Annotated in this window: 16 protein-coding genes; 4 read left to right on the top strand and 12 right to left on the bottom strand. The window is 71.6% G+C overall.

What is annotated here, in order from left to right:
• Nucleotides 1-292: 292 nt before the first annotated feature.
• Complete coding sequence (locus tag B0I32_RS35570) at nucleotides 293-1006, top strand: CBS domain-containing protein (RefSeq protein WP_106247248.1); 714 nt, start codon at nucleotides 293-295, stop codon at nucleotides 1004-1006.
• Nucleotides 1007-1068: 62 nt separating this feature from the next.
• Here the strand turns inward: B0I32_RS35570 and B0I32_RS35565 are convergent, their stop codons facing one another.
• Nucleotides 1069-1545, bottom strand: a complete 477-nt coding sequence (locus B0I32_RS35565; protein ID WP_106247247.1) for a nitroreductase/quinone reductase family protein — start codon at nucleotides 1543-1545, stop codon at nucleotides 1069-1071.
• Nucleotides 1546-1556: 11 nt separating this feature from the next.
• The gene (locus B0I32_RS35560) at nucleotides 1557-2456 is read right to left on the bottom strand and encodes a sigma-70 family RNA polymerase sigma factor (RefSeq protein ID WP_106247289.1); all 900 of its coding nucleotides are present in this window, start codon (nucleotides 2454-2456) and stop codon (nucleotides 1557-1559) included.
• A gap of 205 nt (nucleotides 2457-2661) precedes the next feature.
• Between B0I32_RS35560 and B0I32_RS35555 the strand changes: the two genes are divergently transcribed.
• A complete protein-coding gene (locus tag B0I32_RS35555; RefSeq protein WP_106247245.1) occupies nucleotides 2662-3303 on the top strand; it encodes a response regulator in 642 nt (213 codons plus the stop codon).
• Between the two features lie 88 nt (nucleotides 3304-3391).
• Here B0I32_RS35555 and B0I32_RS35550 read toward each other — a convergent pair whose 3' ends face one another.
• From B0I32_RS35550 to B0I32_RS35505, 10 genes are all read right to left on the bottom strand, one after another.
• Nucleotides 3392-4234 carry a universal stress protein gene (locus B0I32_RS35550; RefSeq protein WP_106247244.1) on the bottom strand — a complete coding sequence of 281 codons (843 nt, stop codon included), beginning with the start codon at nucleotides 4232-4234 and terminating at the stop codon, nucleotides 3392-3394.
• A gap of 103 nt (nucleotides 4235-4337) precedes the next feature.
• Nucleotides 4338-4856, bottom strand: coding sequence for a flavodoxin family protein (locus B0I32_RS35545; protein WP_106247242.1), 519 nt, complete (start codon nucleotides 4854-4856; stop codon nucleotides 4338-4340).
• On the bottom strand, nucleotides 4856-5875 hold the full coding sequence (gene cydB, locus B0I32_RS35540) for a cytochrome d ubiquinol oxidase subunit II (RefSeq protein ID WP_106247241.1): 1020 nt from the start codon (nucleotides 5873-5875) through the stop codon (nucleotides 4856-4858). Before cydB ends, B0I32_RS35545 begins: the two co-directional genes overlap by 1 nt.
• 14 nt (nucleotides 5876-5889) lie before the next feature.
• Complete coding sequence (locus B0I32_RS35535; RefSeq protein WP_106247239.1) at nucleotides 5890-7263, bottom strand: cytochrome ubiquinol oxidase subunit I; 1374 nt, start codon at nucleotides 7261-7263, stop codon at nucleotides 5890-5892.
• Nucleotides 7264-7398: 135 nt separating this feature from the next.
• The gene (locus tag B0I32_RS35530) at nucleotides 7399-7902 is read right to left on the bottom strand and encodes a CBS domain-containing protein (protein WP_106247237.1); all 504 of its coding nucleotides are present in this window, start codon (nucleotides 7900-7902) and stop codon (nucleotides 7399-7401) included.
• The gene (locus tag B0I32_RS35525; protein WP_106247236.1) at nucleotides 7899-8735 is read right to left on the bottom strand and encodes a universal stress protein; all 837 of its coding nucleotides are present in this window, start codon (nucleotides 8733-8735) and stop codon (nucleotides 7899-7901) included. Before B0I32_RS35525 ends, B0I32_RS35530 begins: the two co-directional genes overlap by 4 nt.
• Before the next feature lie 76 nt (nucleotides 8736-8811).
• Entirely contained in the window at nucleotides 8812-9747 is a 936-nt protein-coding gene (locus B0I32_RS35520) for a carbamate kinase (protein ID WP_106247234.1), read from the bottom strand.
• Complete coding sequence (gene argF, locus B0I32_RS35515) at nucleotides 9744-10673, bottom strand: ornithine carbamoyltransferase (RefSeq protein WP_106247233.1); 930 nt, start codon at nucleotides 10671-10673, stop codon at nucleotides 9744-9746. Before argF ends, B0I32_RS35520 begins: the two co-directional genes overlap by 4 nt.
• Entirely contained in the window at nucleotides 10670-11845 is a 1176-nt protein-coding gene (locus B0I32_RS35510) for an arginine deiminase (RefSeq protein ID WP_106247231.1), read from the bottom strand. The genes argF and B0I32_RS35510 overlap by 4 nt, the downstream gene beginning before the upstream one ends.
• Nucleotides 11842-13191, bottom strand: coding sequence for an amino acid permease (locus B0I32_RS35505; protein ID WP_106247287.1), 1350 nt, complete (start codon nucleotides 13189-13191; stop codon nucleotides 11842-11844). The genes B0I32_RS35510 and B0I32_RS35505 overlap by 4 nt, the downstream gene beginning before the upstream one ends.
• Nucleotides 13192-13368: 177 nt before the next feature.
• Here B0I32_RS35505 and pflB point away from each other — a divergent pair, with 177 nt between their 5' ends.
• Together pflB and pflA are read left to right on the top strand one after the other, a co-directional pair.
• A complete protein-coding gene (gene pflB / locus B0I32_RS35500) occupies nucleotides 13369-15609 on the top strand; it encodes a formate C-acetyltransferase (protein ID WP_106247230.1) in 2241 nt (746 codons plus the stop codon).
• Nucleotides 15606-16331: a pyruvate formate-lyase-activating protein gene (pflA, locus tag B0I32_RS35495; protein ID WP_106247228.1), complete on the top strand. Its 726-nt coding sequence runs from the start codon at nucleotides 15606-15608 to the stop codon at nucleotides 16329-16331. Before pflB ends, pflA begins: the two co-directional genes overlap by 4 nt.
• The last annotated feature ends 131 nt before the right edge of the window (nucleotides 16332-16462 follow it).

Here is a 16462-nt window from a genome sequence, read left to right as displayed (position 1 = left end):
GCCTCCAGCAACGCGTGCACGCGGTCGCGGGTGGCCAGCACGGCGGTCAGCCGGACCTGCAGCTCCGCGAGCAGCTCGTCGAGCCGCATCTGCGGCATCAGCGGACTCTGCTCACCTTCCACGCGAACAGTCTCGCATTCGGATGATCTGCTGCCTAGCGCGAACGATGACACCTGCCGCGCCCGTCAGGGACCTTCGGCCCCTCCGAAGTACGCCCGGCCAAGGGCTTCGGCCCCTACGACGACGACGCGGACAGCGATGCGATGGGAACGGATCGGAAGGAGGGTCCGATATGCGGACCACGGTGAAGGATGTCATGACGACCGACGTGACCTCGGTCGAGGCCGGCGCCTCGTTCAAGGACGTGGCCGAGATGCTGGTGGAGCGCGGGGTCAGCGCCGTGCCGGTGCTGGACGGCGAACTGCGGGTCCTGGGCGTGGTCTCCGAGGGGGATCTGATGCGCAAGGAGGAGTTCCGGGAGCAGTACTACGGCGAGAGCTACCGGCCGCCGCTGCGCGCCCGGCTGCGCCGGCGTATGACCGGCCAGCCCGCGGACGGCAGCGGGAAGGCGGGTGGCCGGACCGCGGCGGAGCTGATGAGCGCGCCGGCGGTGACCGTCGCCCCATCCGCCTCGATCGCCAGAGCCGCCCGGATCATGGACGAGTGCGGCGTCAAACGCCTGGTGGTGGTGGACGCCGACGGCAGGCTGCGGGGCATCGTCAGCAGGCGTGACCTGCTGCGGATGTACCTGCGTGACGACGACGAGACCAGGCGGCGGGTCGTCGAGGGCATCTCGCCGCACACCCGCTGGAATGACCGCGACGGCATCCTCATCGAGGTGCACGACGGCATCGTCACTCTTTCCGGGCACACGCTCAAGCGCGGCGACGCGGACGCGGCCGTTCGCTCGACCCGCCGGACGGAGGGGGTCGTGGACGTCCAGGAGACGCTCACCTGGAGCGAGAACGACGTCCTGGAGGTTCCCCTCGCCTGGTACCTCCGGTGACGGCGGACACCACGGCGTGGGCCGCGATCCCACCCAGCACCGAGCAGGACCGAAAGGTCCCTCTACGGGGCCGTGATGCGGAACACGGGGAACTGGGGCGCGATCGACTCGAAGTCCTCCAGTGGCGCGTGCCGGTCCACCGGGATGTGCGGGCGCGCGCCCGGTGCGAGAGCCAGGTAGCGGCGCAGGATCGGGGCGCGTCCGGCGGGCTCGACCTCGATCAGCCGAACGCTCCTGCGCCGGCCGTGCCGCAGCACCGCCCGGCCACCGGCCGCGCGCAGATTCAGCACCCAGTTGGTACGCGAGCCCAGCATCGCCACCAGATACCGCTCTCCTCCGTGGTCGGCGAGCACCAGCGGGAAGGAGATGCTCCGCCCCGTGCGGCGTCCGGGCACCTCCAAGGTCACCCAACGGGGCACCAGGCCGCTCGCGTGCAGCACGGCCGAGCACCGGTTCATGGCGCGCGCCAGACGGCCGGGCCGGCCGCCGCGGTACAACCATCGGAGCCAGCGCGCGGAGGGGCGGGTGTCCAGGTTCATGATCTCCCCTCTCAGCTCGCCCAGGCGCGCAGGCCGTAGGATTTCCCCTGCCCGCGCAGCCTGGTGAGCGATTCCTTCTCGATCTGGCGAACCCACTGGGGAGTCAGCCCCAGCTTCTCGGCGATCTGCCGGGGCGTGTGCGGATCGTGCCCGTCCATGCCGAACCTCAGCCGCATGATCAGCGCATTGCGTGGTGCGAGCCCGTCCACGAGGCGATCGAGCACCACCTTCAACGCCCGCTGCTCGGCCAGTTCCTCGGGGGACGGGCTCCGGTCGTCCTCTACCAGGTCGCCGAGGGTGTGACGGTGCCGTCCCTCGCCCACCTCGACGTCGAGGCTGGCACAGGGTCCTGGCAGTTGCCGCAGGAAGGCGAGTCTCGCGGGTCTACGCCCCAGTTCCCCGGCCAGTTCCCGCTCGGTCGGGACGCGTCCCAGCCGGTGCAGCTCCCGTGCCCGCGCGCGGGCGACCTCAACAAGCTCGTCCTGCACGGCGATGGGCAGCCGTACGGTGGGCGCGTGCTCCAGGCCGCGCTGGATCGCCTTGCGGATCCACCAGGTGGCGACCGTGGAGAACCGGTTGCCCCGCGTGTGGTCGAAGCGCCCGACGGCCTCGATGAGCCCGAGGTTGCCGTCCTGGATCACGTCGGCCAGCGACATGCCGCGGTGCGCGTACCGTCTGGCGATCGACACCACCAGCCGCAGGTTCGCCTCGATCAGGTGCCGGCGGGCGGCCCGGCCGTCGGCGACGATGTCCCGCAGCCCTGGCGTCGGATCACCCTGCCGGATGAGACGGGCGGCGCGGGCGGCCGCCGCCATCCGTTCGCCGAGCGAAACCTCCTCGGCGGCCGTCAGCAACGGCGTCCGGCCGATGCGGAGCAGATAGTCGCGCACCGGGTCCGCGCCAGGGTTCATCGGGTCCTCCCCGGGACGGCGAGCGGGCCGAGTGGGTGGCGCGCACCAACGAGAAGCATGCTTCCTCCTCTGTAGCCCTTCCAGGACACACGGGAAATAGCGGCCCGCCCAGCGTCGTAGGGCCTCACGCGGGTGGACCTTCGCCGGTCCGGTTCCGGGACTTTCGTCCTTCCTGCGGCACCGTCGCTTCGGTAGCGTGCGACGCATGATTCGTGTCTTCCTCCTCGACGACCACGAGGTCGTCCGCCGTGGTGTCGCCGCCCTGCTGGACTCCGAGGACGACATCGAGGTGATCGGCGAGGCCGGCACGGCCGAGTCCGCCATCGCCCGCATCCCCGCGCTCGCGCCGGACGTGGCGGTCCTGGACGTACGGCTGCCCGACGGCAACGGCGTGGACGTGTGCCGCGAGGTGCGCTCCCGGGTGCCCGGGCTGGCGTGCCTGATGCTGACCTCCTTCGCCGACGACGACGCCCTGTTCGACGCGGTCATGGCGGGAGCCGCCGGCTACGTGCTCAAGCAGATTCACGGCTCCGACCTGGTCGGCGCGGTCCGTACGGTCGCCTCCGGGCAGTCGCTGCTCGACCCGCAGACCACCGCCGCCATGCTGCAGCGGCTGCGTGACCAGGCCGCCAGGAAGGACCCTCTCGCGGCGCTGACCGAGCAGGAGCGCCACATCCTCGACCTCATCGGCGAGGGGCTGACCAACCGGCAGATCGGCGAGCGCATGTTCCTGGCCGAGAAGACGGTCAAGAACTACGTCTCCAACCTGCTGGCCAAGCTGAACATGCAACGCCGCACCCAGGCGGCGGCCTTGGCCGCACGGTTGCGGGCCGACCGGAAGGACTGACACAGGCGCCGCCCGGCCGCCGGCCTCGAAGTCGGCGGCCGGGCGGCGCAAGACGCGCGGCACGTCACGTCGGCGCGGGGTGCACCCCTCATGAACGGACCACGGCCACCGGGCACAGGGTGTGGTGCAGGACGCCCCGGCTGACCGAGCCGAGCAGCGCCGAGCCGAGCGCGCCGCGCCCGTGCGACCCCACGACCAGCAGATCCGCCCGCTCGGCGGCCGCGGTGAGCGCGTCCACCGGATGTGCGGGCTGGACGTCTTCGACGACCGTCACCCGCGGGTGGTCGTGCCCGGCGGCCTTCACCCGGTCGTGCACGGCCTGCTGCTCCATGGCGCGGATCTCGTTCACGTCGTAGGCGGTCGACGGGACGAAGTCGTGCGCCGGTGACTGCACCGCGTGCACGACCCTGAGCGTCGCGCCGCGCAGCTCGGCCTGCTCGAAGGCGTAGGCCAGGGCGGGCTCGCACTCCGGCGAGTCGTCGACCCCCACCACGATCTCGCCGTGCACCGGCAGGTTCTCGCCCCGCACGACCACGACCGGGCAGGCGACGTGGCCCGCCACGTGCGAGCTCACCGAGCCCAGCACCGCGCCGGCGAACCCGCCCAGCCCGCGGCTGCCCACCACCAGCTCGGCCGCGCCCTCGGCCTGCTCGCGCAGCACCTCGGCGGGCACGCCCTCCAGCTCACACGTGGTGACCTCGGCGGCCGGGTGACGCTCACGCGCCAGAGCCTCCGCCTCCCGCAGCACCCGCCATCCCTCCTGATGCACCGTGGCCGGCAGGACCGCCTCGGGGCGCCTGCCGACCAGGTACCACGAGGTGTCGGTCACGTGCACGACGCGCAGCGGCACGCCCCTGCGTACGGCGTCGCCCGCCGCCCACTCCACCGCGGCCCGCGATGCCACGGAACCGTCGACCCCTACAATGATCATGATTGCCTCCTTCGACACTCTCATCAGACCGCGTCCACCCCCTTGTGGCGCAGGGCCGGAGGTCGCCGCCGGCCGGGACGAAGGTCCCTGCCGGACCCCCGGGTCAGGCCGTCGTCACGGGGAACGACGCCGCCAGGCTCTCGCCCCACTTCCTGGCTCGCTCCAGTTCCCCCTCCACCAGCGGCCCTTCCGTTCCGAGCACGTAGAAGCTCTGCGCCGGCGCCAGGACCCCGACGCCGAGGCGGCGCAGGCGCCGGGCGATGCCGCGGGCGGCCGAGCCGGGCAGGCGCGGCTTGACGACGCGGGTGTCGAAGGCGGCCGAGCGGAGCCCGGCCGAGGAGGTACGGAGCGTGGCGAGCCATTCGCGCACGCCGTTCCCGGCCGAGACCAGCGGCCTGGTGGCCTGCTGGGCGGCCGAGCGGCGGGTGGAGGCCCTGCTCATGGCGAAGGCGTGCGTCGGCCCGCCCACCACCAGCAGCCCGACCTCCGCCCCCACCGCTCCGGGTGCGCGGCCGGCCTCGGCCGCCTCCGTGCGCAGGCGGGTGGAGATCCCTTCGGCGATCGCCTTGGCGATCTCCTCGGTGTTGCCGAACATCGATTCGTACACGACCAGCGCGTCCATCACGCGCCTCCCATCGGGTTGTGTTGGTGTGACCATCGGCCGGAGGCCGGAGCAGGAGCTCCGGTGAGACGACGGCGGAAGATCCAGTACGTCCACGCCTGGTACGCCAGCACCACCGGCGTGAAGACGCCCGCCACCCAGGTCATCACCGTGAGCGTGTACGGCGAGGAGGCGGCGTTCGTCACGGTCAGGCTGTTGGCCGGGTCGAGCGCGGGCAGCACCTTCGGGAACAGCCCGATGAACAGGGCCGCCACCAGCGCGACCACGGCCACCGCGCTCGCGGTGAAGGCCCAGCCGTCGCGGCCGCGCAGCGTCGCGACGAGCGCGCCGGCCAGGCCGAGCGCGACCAGCGCGACCGCCGCCCACCAGGCCGGCCGCGAGCCGCCGGCGGCCAGCAGGAACGCCATCACCACCAGGAGCGCCGCGGGGAAGAGGCTCTTGGCCGTCCGCGCGGCGCCCTGGCGCAGCTCGCCCGTGGTGCGCAGGGCGAGGAAGACCGCGCCGTGCAGGGTGAACAGCAGCAGCGTGGCCAGCCCGCCGAGCAACGCGAACGGGTTGAGCAGGGTGAACAGGGTGCCGGTGTACTCGTGGCCGGCGTCCAGCGGCACGCCGCGCACGATGTTCGCGAACGCCACTCCCCACAGGAAGGCGGGGCCGAGGGATCCCCAGAAGAAGGCCCGGTCCCAGCCGCGCTTGCTGTCGGACTTGCCGCGGTACTCCAGCGCCACGCCGCGGGCGATCAACGCCAGCAGGATGAGGAACAGCGGCAGGTAGAAGCCGCTGAACAGGGTGGCGTACCACTCGGGGAACGCGGCGAACGTCGCCCCGCCGGCCACCAGCAGCCACACCTCGTTGCCGTCCCACACAGGGCCGATCGAAGCGACGATGGCGCGCCGGTCGGCCTCGTCCCGGCTGAGGAACGGCAGCAGGATGCCGACGCCGAAGTCGAACCCTTCCAGCAGGAAGTATCCGGTCCACAACACGGCGATGAGGACGAACCAGACGGTGGTCAGTTCCATGACGACGTGTCCTTCTAGTAGCTCAGGGCGGGGACGGGGGCTTCCGGCTCGGCCTGCTCATGCGGCCCGATGCGGATGAACTTGACCAGCAGGCGTACCTCGATGACCGCCAGCACGGCGTACACCAGGGTGAAGCCCACCAGCGTGATGGCCACCGAGGCGACGTCCGCGGTCGGCGAGACCGCAGCGGCGGTGCGCATGAGGCCGAAGACCGTCCACGGCTGGCGGCCCATCTCGGTGAAGATCCAGCCCAGGGTGTTGGCCAGGAAGGGCAGGCCGATCCCGGCGATGGCCAGCCGGTACGCCCACCGCCCTGCGGGGAGCCTGCCGCGCCTGGTCAGCCAGAGCCCGGCCGCGGCGAGCAGCGCCGACAGCGCGCCGAAGCCGATCATCAGGCGGAACGACCAGTACGCCAGGCCCACGACCGGCCGGTAGTCGCCGGGGCCGTAGAGCGCCTGGTAGCGGGCCTGGATGTCGTTGATGCCCTCGACCCTGCCGTCCAGGGTGTTGGTGGACAGCAGGCTGAGGCCGTACGGGATCTGCAGGTTGATGTGGTTGCGGCCGTTCTCGACGTCGCCGACGGCGAACAGGGAGAAACCGGCCGAGCTCTCGTCCTCCCACAGGGCCTCGGCGGCGGCCATCTTCATCGGCTGCTGCTCGGTCATGATCTGCGCCTGCCAGTGGCCGGAGAACGACACGCCCACGGCCGAGACGAGCGCGACGACCAGGGCCAGCCGCGCCGAGGTGCGGAACAGCGGCGTGTCCCGCTTCCTGAGCAGGAACCAGGCGCTGACGCCGAGGACGAAGGCGGCGGCGGTCAGGAAGGCGCCGAAGATGACGTGCGGGAAGGTGACCAGGGTGGTGGAGTTGGTGAGCACCGCCCAGATGTCGGTCAGCTCGGCGCGGCCGTTGTCGATCCGGTAGCCGACCGGGTGCTGCATCCAGGAGTTGGCCGCGAGGATGAAGTAGGCCGAGATGTTGGTGCCGATGGCGGCCACCCAGATCGTGGCGAGGTGCACCCGGGGCGGCAGCCTGTCCCAGCCGAAGATCCACAGGCCGAGGAACGTGGACTCCAGGAAGAACGCCATCAGCCCTTCCATGGCCAGCGGCGCCCCGAACACGTCTCCGACGAAGCGGGAGTAGTCACTCCAGTTCATCCCGAACTGAAACTCCTGCACGATGCCGGTCACCACACCCATGGCGAAGTTGATCAGGAAGAGCCGCCCCCAGAACCGGGTCAGCCTGAGGTACTCCGGCTTCTTCGTCCGGTGCCACGCGGTCTGCAGTCCGGCCACGATGATCGACAAGCCGATGGTGAGCGGCACGAACAGGAAGTGGTAGACGGTGGTGACACCGAACTGCAATCGGGAGAGATCCAGAACGTCCATGTCAGTCAGGCTGCTCCTGGCACTGGCCGCTCCCCAGGGCCGTGCGTCCCGGCCCGGAGGGACTTTGGTCCTGACCCGCGTTCACCTCTCCGCCCACCGCTGCGGCGATCCGCTTGATGATGCCGTGCGCGCATGTCACGCCTCCCGCCAGCTTCGTGCGGGCGAGTCCGGTGCGGTGCGCTCCGGCAGGACAGGTTCCAGGTGGAACATGCCGGTCAGCACCTCGCCGGTCTCCCGGGCCGGGCCGAGGCGGCCCGCGACCGCGGCCAGCACGTCCCGGGCGGTGATCAGGCCGACCAGCCCATCGGCGGAGACGACCGGCACGGCGTCCACGCCGGCGTCGAGCATGACGGCCGCCACCTGGGGCAGCGGCGTCTCCGGCCGCACCCGCGCGGTACGAGCCCGGCGCAGCAGGTCGCCCACCTGACGGGTGGACTGCTCCTGCGGACCGCCGGACCAGGACGTGGCCAGTTCCTCGCGGGTCAGGACACCCAGCACGCGCCGCCCGTCGACCACCGGCAGGTGGTGCACGCCGGCCCGGCGCATCAGCTCCCAGGCCATGAGCGGCGACTCCTCCGGCTTGACGGCGACCAGGACGCGGCTCATCACCTGCCCGGCCGTCCGCGTTTCGGCGGTCATGACTCCTCCTCGCGGGCCGGGCGGACCACGGCGACCGGGCAGGTCGCGTGGTGCAGTACGGCGTGGCTGACCGAGCCGAGCAGGGCCGAGGCGAAGCCGCCGCGCCCGCGCGAGCCGACCACGACGAGGTCGGCGGTGCCGGCGGCTCTGGTCAGGGCGGCCACCGGGTGTTCGCAGGGTTGCTCGCCGGTGATGACCAGGTCCGGGTTGCTCGTGCGCCAAGGCTCGACCAGCTCGCGTGCCGCCCGCGGCTCCTCCTTCATGATCCGGTCGATCAGGCCGCTGTAGGCGACGGCGTACGGGGACAGGGCCGGCGGCTGCCAGGCGGTGACCACGTGCAGCTCGGCCCGGCGGCTTCTGGCCTGCTCGATCGCGTACTCCATGGCCGCCCGCGCGTGCTCGGAGCCGTCGTAGCCGACGACGACGCGGCCGTGCTCCGCCTGCGGTGCGCGGACGACGACGACCGCTCCGGCGGCGTGCCCGGCCACCGCTGTGCTCACCGAGCCCAGCACCATGCCGGTGAACCCGCCGAGCCCCCGGCTGCCCAGTACCAGGCTGTCGGCCGTCGCGGACGCGCCGATCAGCTCGTCGATGACGTTCCCCGCTCTCAGGTCGGTCGTCACCTTGACGCCCCCGGCCCGGCCCCGCGCCCGGTCGGCGGCGGCTTCCAGCGTTCCCGCGCAGTACTCGGCGCCCTCGCTGTGCGGCCACTGCTCGCACACGTGGACGAGCCGCAGGTCCAGCCCGCGTCGCTCGGCGTCGGTGGCCGCCCATTCCACCGCCGCGGCGGCCGGGGCGGAGCCGTCCACACCGACCACGATCTGCCTGGTCATCGTTTCATCTCCTCAACCGTTCGGATGTCGCACTTTCAGCGTCGATCCGGGCGGCCGAAGGCGCAGCGGGAGAAGGTCACGTGAGGGTGTGTCTTTGGTCCTTGATCTCGGGACTCCCGGCGGGCCGGATGCGGGTGCCGCTGGAGCCGTCCACCACCTGGACGAGCTCGTCCAGCGCGCCGATGGCCACCGGCCGCCCGGTGGCGCGGCTGAATGCGCAGGCCGCCGCGATCTTGGGGCCCATGGAGCCGGGTGTGAAGGAGCCGTCGTCCAGTTCGCCGGGCGAGGCGGATCTGATGGGCCGCTGCCGTGGTGTGCCGTAGCCGGCGTACACGTAGGGCACGTCGGTGAGGATGGCCAGCAGGTCGGCGTTCAGTCGCGTGGCGAGCAGTGCGGCGACGGCGTCCTTGTCCACGACCGCCTCCACGCCCGCGAGGTCCCCGGTGACGGGAGCGCCGCCTCCTCCCCCGGCGATCACGACCGTCCCGGCGTCCATCAGCCGAGCGATGACGGGCAGCTCGACGACGCGTTCTGGCTGCGGGGAGGGCACGACGCGCCGGAGGCCGTACCGTTCCTGGACGAAGGTCCATCCGCGCTCGGCCGTGAGCCGGTCCGCCTCCGCGGCCGGGTAGTAGGGGCCGATGGGTTTGTCCGGGTGGCCGAAGGCCGGGTCGGCGGGGTTCACGACGACCTGGGTGACGAGCGCGGCGACCGGCGTGTCCGGCAGGTGGCGGCCGATGCTCCGGGCGATCCAGTAGCCGATCATGCCCTGGGTCTCGGCCACCAGCGTGTCGAGCGGGTAGCCGCGTTCCAGGGTGGGGTCGCGTTCGCTCTCCTCGGCCAGGAGCCCCACCTGGGGGCCGTTGCCGTGCACGACGAGGATCTGGTGGTGGCCGGCCAGGCGGGCGATCTGCTCGGCGGCGGACGCGGCGTTGCGGATCTGCGTGGCCGCGTCGGCGCGTTCGCCGCGGTGCAGCAGCGCGTTGCCGCCGAGCGCGATGACGATTCTCACTGTGCGCCTGCCAGGATGCCGGCGACGAGCGCTTCCAGGACCGCCTGGGCGGTGGGCAGCCGGTTGGCGGCCTGGGGGAACACCTGGGAGGCGGGACCGTCGATGACATCCGCGGCCACCTCCTCGCCGCGGTGGGCGGGCAGGCAGTGCAGGAAGATCGCCCCAGGCGCGGCCGCCGCCATCAGATCGGCGGTGACGCGGTACGGGGTGAGCGCGGCGGTCCTGGCCGCCCTCTGCTCGGGGGGATCGCCCATGGACAGCCACACGTCGGTGTAGACGGCGTCGGCGCCTCGGACCGCTTCGTGCGGATCGCCGGTGATGAGCAGGTCCCCTCCTGTGGCGATCTTCCTGGCTATCGCCTCGGCCTCGGGGTCCGGCCGGTAGGCGTCGGGAGTGGCCACGGCCAGGGAGATCCCGGCCAGCGCGGTGGCCTCCATGAGGCTGTGGGTGACGTTGGTGGCGGGGCCGACGTAGGCCAGTCTGCGCCCGCGCGGGTCGCCGAAGTGCTCGCGCAGCGTCAGCAGGTCGGCGAGCGCCTGCAGGGGGTGGTGGGCGTCGGTGAGCGCGTTGATCACCGGGACCTCGGCGGATCGCGCGAAGCGGGCGACCTCGTCGTGGTCGAAGGTGCGGATCACGACGGCGGCGGCGTAGGAGCCGATGACGCGGGCGGTGTCGGCGATGGTTTCGGCCCGGCCGAGCTGCAGTTCGGCCGGGCCGACAGTGAGCGGCACGCCGCCCAGGCGGACGACGGCGGTTTCGGTGGAGACGCGGGTGCGCGTGGAGGGTTTGGCGAAGTAGAGCAGCACCGTCCGTCCCTGCAGGGGGTCGCCGGCGGCGCTGGGGTGACGCTTGAGGTGTGCGGCCCGATCGAGCAGGTAGGCGAGGTCGTGTTCGGTCAGGTCGGCGATGCGCAGCAGGTCTTTCACAGCGGGTTCCTCTCGATGGGGCAGCTCATGCAGCGGGGACCGCCGCGCCCGCGGCCCAGTTCCGCGCCGGCGATGGTGATGACCTCGATGCCGTGTCTGCGGAGCATGGTGTTGGTGGTGACGTTGCGCTCGTAGGCGACGACGACGCCGGGGGCGATGGCGAGCACGTTGGTGCCGTCGTCCCACTGCTCGCGCTCGGCGGCCCACACGTCCTGCTCCGCGCGCAGCACGGCGGCCGCGCCGAGAGCGGTGAACAGGTCGTCGTTCTCGCGCACGTGCAGGCCGGGGGTGAGGGTGAACGAGCGCAACGGCGGCAGCTCGGGATAGACCACGAAGACGCCTCGGTCGACCATCGTCATGACGGTGTCCAGGTGCATGAACGCTCGTTTGGACGGCAGGGCGGCGGCGATCACGCGGTCGGCGGCGCCGGCCTCGAACAGGCGCCGGGCCAGCAGCTCGATCGCCTGCGGGGTGGTGCGTTCACTCATCCCCACCAGGACGGCGCCGTCGCCGACGACGTGGATGTCGCCGCCTTCGATGGGGGCCGGCCGCTCGGCCTCCGCCGGGTACCAGGCCGGGGCCCGCCCGGCGAACATCGGGTGGAAGGCGTAGACGGCGGCCACGTGCGTGGTCTCGCGGCGGCGGGCGGTCTTGGCCATCGGGTGCAGGGACACCCCGCCGTAGATCCAGGCCGAGGCGTCGCGGGTGAACAGGTGGTTGGGCAGCGGCGGCAGGACGAAGTCGTCCTCGCCCAGCCCGGCCAGGCGCAGGCTGTCGGCATGCAGGCCGAGCTCGCGCCGGGTGAGGCCGCCGATGAGGTGACGGGTGAGGATGTCGGCCGGCATCGCCTCCAGCGCCTCGCGCAGCGGCGGCGCGAGCGTGGGGCCGAAGGCGGGCTCGGTGACGACGCGATCCAGCACCCACGTCCTGGCCCGGTCGTGTTTCAGGGTCTCGGTGAGCAGCTCGTCGAACAGATGGACGGTGACACCGCGTTCGCGCAGCGTGTCGGCGAAGGCGTCGTGCTCCTGGCGGGCGCGCTGGACCCAGAGCACGTCATCGAAGAGCAGTTCGTCGCAGTTGGTGGGGGTCAGCCGCTTCAGCTCCAGCCCCGGCCGGTGCAGGATGACCTGCCTGAGCGGGCCGGCCTCGCTGTCGACGTGGAACACGGTCATGCCGCCTTCCTGGTGATCCCGGCGACGTCGTGGCGGTCGCGGCGCTTGAGCCACACGTAGACGGGGATGCCGGCGAGCAGCAGCAGCGTGCCCTTGTAGACGACCTCGTAGCCGGCGCCGGCGATGGTCCACAGCGTGTACGCGAACGCCAGGGCCGCGATGGTGCCGTCGAACGCCAGCCGCCTGCCGGAGAGGCGTTCGCGGTCGGTGAGCATCAGCATGAGCTGCGCCGCCGCCGCGTACGCGTACGGGATCAGCGTGGTGAGCGTGGCCAGCAGGATCACGAAGTTGAACTGCTCGACCAGGCCCGCGTTGTAGTTGAGCAGCATCAGCCCGGTGACCAGGACGCTGGAGACGACCAGCCCCACGGCCGGGGTGCCCCAGCGCGACACCTTGGCGAACACCTGGGGGAACAGTCCGTCGCGGGCGGCTGCCAGCGGGACCTGTCCCTGCAGCAGGATCCAGCCGTTCAGCGCGCCGAACGCGCTGACGATCGCGCCGATGGCGACCACGGTGCCGGCCCAGCCGCCGAACATGATCGCGGCGGCGTCGGCGAACGGAGCGGTGGAGTCCACCAGCACCTGGCGGGGGACGGCGGCGAAGACGGCGACGGTGCCCAGGATGTAGACGGCGGCGGTGACGATCGCGCCGGCGACCGTGGCGCGCGGGATCGTCCGCTCCGGGTTCTCGACGTCCTCGGCCGGGACGGTGGCCGACTCGATGCCGATGAACGCCCACAGGGTCAGCGACGCGGCGGCGGTCACCGCCCCGAAGGCACTTTGATCGCTGGGGTTGAAGGGGGTGAAGTCACCGGCGTCGATGAAGAACGGCGCGGCCACGGCCAGCGCGACCAGCGGCAGCAGCTTGGCCACGGTGGTGACGGCCTGGATCCAGCCGCCTTGCCGTACTCCGCGCACGTTGACGGCGGTCAGCAGCCAGATCGCCGCCAGCGCGACTCCCGCGGCGAGCAGTGCGGTGTCGCCGAGGGCGGGCCAGAAGTAGCCGAGATAGCTGACGAAGGCGACCGCGATGGCGGCGTTGCCCACCCAGACGGCGATCCAGTAGCCCCATGCGGTCTGGAAGCCGATGAAGTCGCCGAAGGCGCGGCGGGCGTAGGCGTACGGGCCGCCGGTCCTGGGGTAGGCGCGGCCGAGGCGGGCGAAGACCAGCGCGAGCAGCAGCGCGCCGGTCGCGGTCAGCGCCCAGGCCACCAGGCTCGCCGAGCCGAAGGCCGCCAGCGAGGCGGGCAGCAGGAACACCCCTGAGCCGATCATGTTGCCGACGACCAGTGCGGTCGCCATCCACGGGCCCAGCTTGCGGCGTGGTGACAGTGACGTGATGGACATGACCTTGTCCTCCTTCCGAATCATCACCAGCACATCAGCGGCGTGCCGACAGGTACGGAGGCCGACGTCACCCGTTGTTTGTGACCTTGGTCCTTTCTGCCGATGCCTTTCGGCCCCGGTGGCCGCCGCTCGGATCCAGGAGGGTGAAAGCGGGCATTCGACGCGAAGGGGAGAGCCATGACGACGACCAGGTCAGAGGCGTGGCGCGGCTTTGGCGGGACGGCCTGGCGGAGCAGGGTGGACGTGCGCGCCTTCATCCAGGCCAACTACACGCCCTACACCGGTGACGAGGGCTTCCTGTCCGGTCCCACCGAGCGGACCCTGGCCGTGTGGGGGAAGGTGAGCGCGCTGTTCCCGGAGGAGAGGCGGCGCGGCGTGCTCGACGTGGACGCGAAGACGCCGTCGTCCATCACCGCGCACGCGCCCGGCTACATCGACCGGGAGCGCGAGCTGATCGTCGGATTGCAGACCGACGCGCCGCTCAAGCGGGCCATCATGCCCACGGGCGGGCTGCGCCTGGTGGAGAAGGGCCTGGCCGCGTACGGCCACCGGCTCGACCCGGGCGTGCGGGAGATCTTCACCAAGTACCGCAAGACCCACAACGACGGCGTCTTCGACGCCTACACCCCCGAGATCCTGGCCGCCCGCCGTTCCGGCGTCATCACCGGCCTGCCGGACGCCTACGGCCGCGGCCGCATCATCGGCGACTATCGCCGCGTCGCCCTCTACGGCGTGGACCGGCTCATCGAGGCCAAGCGGGCCGAGCTGCGCTCCCTGGACGACGCCGACGCCTCCGACGCGGTCATCAGGGACCGGGAGGAGCTGTCGGAGCAGCTCCGCGCGCTGGACGAGCTGAAGGTGATGGCCGCCTCCTACGGCCACGACGTGTCCCGGCCGGCCGCCACCGCCCACGAGGCGATCCAGTGGCTGTACCTCGCCTACCTGGCCGCGGTCAAGGAACAGAACGGCGCGGCCATGTCCCTCGGCCGCACCTCCACGTTCCTGGACGTCTACCTGGAACGCGACCTCGCCGAAGGCCGCATCACCGAGGAGCGGGCGCAGGAGCTCGTCGACGACTTCGTGATCAAGCTGCGCATCGTCCGCTTCCTGCGCACCCCCGAGTACGATCAGCTCTTCTCCGGCGACCCCACCTGGGTGACCGAGTCGATCGGCGGCATCGGGCAGGACGGCCGCCCGCTGGTGACCCGGACGAGCTTCCGCTACCTGCAGACGCTGCGCAATCTCGGCCCCGCCCCTGAGCCCAACCTGACCGTCTTCTGGTCCCCGCGGCTGCCGGCGCCGTTCAAACGCTTCTGCGCGGCCCTGTCGATCGAGACCAGCGCCCTGCAGTACGAGAGCGACGAGCTGATGCGCCCGCGCACCGGCGACGACACCGCCATCGCCTGCTGCGTCTCCGCCGCCCCGGTCGGCCGGCAGATGCAGTTCTTCGGCGCCCGGGTCAACCTGGCCAAGACGCTCCTGTACGCCATCAACGGCGGGCGCGACGAGCTCACCGGTGAGCAGGTGGGGCCCGCGTACCCGCCGATCACCGGTGACGTGCTCGACTACGAGGAGGTCGCGAAGGCGCTGGACCGGATGATGGACTGGCTGGCCCGCACCTACGTCAACGCGCTCAACATCATCCACTACATGCACGACAGGTACGCCTACGAGCGCCTGGAGATGGCCCTGCACGACCATCCGGTCAAGCGGACCCTCGCGTGCGGCATCGCCGGCCTGTCCGTCACCGCCGACAGCCTGTCCGCCGTCAAGCACGCCCGGGTCAAGGTCGTCCGCGACGAGACCGGGCTGGCCGTGGACTACGCGGTCGAGGGCGGCTTTCCGGTCTACGGCAACAACGACGACCGCGCCGACGCCATCGCGGTCGAGCTGGTGCGCTCGTTCATGGCCAAGATCCGCGAGCATCGCACGTACCGGGACGCCGAGCACACCCAGTCCGTCCTGACGATCACCTCCAACGTGGTGTACGGCAAGCACACCGGCAACACCCCCGACGGCCGCCGGGCGGGAGAGCCGTTCGCCCCGGGCGCCAACCCGATGAACGGCCGTGACCGCCACGGCATGATCGCCTCCGCGCTGTCGGTCGCCAAACTCCCCTACGACCAGGCACTCGACGGCATCTCGCTGACCAGCACCGCCACCCCCGACGGGCTCGGCCGCACCCCGGCCGAGCGGGTCACGAACCTGGCCGGGGTGCTGGACGGCTACTTCGACGCGGGCGGCTTCCACATGAACGTCAACGTGCTCACCCGGGCCGTGCTGCTGGACGCCATGGAACACCCCGAGCGCTACCCGCAGCTCACCGTCCGCGTATCCGGCTACGCCGTCAACTTCGTCCGCCTCACCCCCGAGCAGCAGCGCGACGTCGTCAGCCGTACCTTCCACGGCTCGACGTGAACGGGGCGGTCAGCTCGTGGGACCTGTCGGTCGGGGTGGACGGCCCCGGCACCCGCTTCGTCGTGTTCACCGCGGGCTGCCCGCTGCGCTGCCGGTACTGCCAGAACCCGGAGACCTGGCGGATGCGCGACGGCCGCCAGGTCAGCACCGACGAGCTCATGGACGAGATCGGGAGATACCGGCGCTTCATCTCCGTCGCCGGCGGCGGGGTGACCATCAGCGGCGGCGAGCCGCTGCTGCAGCCCCGCTTCACCGCCGAGGTGCTGCGCCGCTGCCGGGAAAGCGGCCTGCACACCGCCCTGGACACCTCGGGCCTGCTCGGCGTCCGCGCCACCGACGCCCTGCTCGCCGACACCGACCTGGTGCTGCTCGACATCAAGTCCTACGACCCGGCCACCTACCGGCGCGTCACCGGCGGCCCCGTCGCGCCCACCCTGCGCTTCGCCCGCCGGCTCGCCGAGTTGGGCCGGCCCACGTGGGTGCGCTTCGTGCTGGTCCCCGGGCTGACGGACGCGCCGGACAACGTGGACGCCCTAGCCCGCTTCGTGGCCGGGCTCGGCAACGTGGAAAGGGTGGACGTGCTGCCCTTCCACCGCATGGCCGCCGGCAAGTACGAGCGGCTCGGCCTGCGCTTCCCGCTCGCCCACGTCGCACCACCCGACCAGGAACTGCTGGACCGCGTGCACGCGCAGTTCCGCGCCTACGACGTCGCCAGTATCTGATCAAGACTGAAGGGGCTATGAGTTCTTCTGATAACGCGTTTTCCGGCCGAATCGGGCTGTACCAAGTTTCTCCGGCCGACGTTGGGCTAAGACAGAGCCTGTACCGGACATGTCGGATTTGTTGCGACAGG

Source organism: Nonomuraea fuscirosea, from assembly GCF_003001935.1.
In the GTDB taxonomy this organism is placed as follows: Bacteria; Actinomycetota; Actinomycetes; order Streptosporangiales; family Streptosporangiaceae; genus Nonomuraea; species Nonomuraea fuscirosea.
This window is presented reverse-complemented; position numbering and strand designations above follow the sequence as displayed.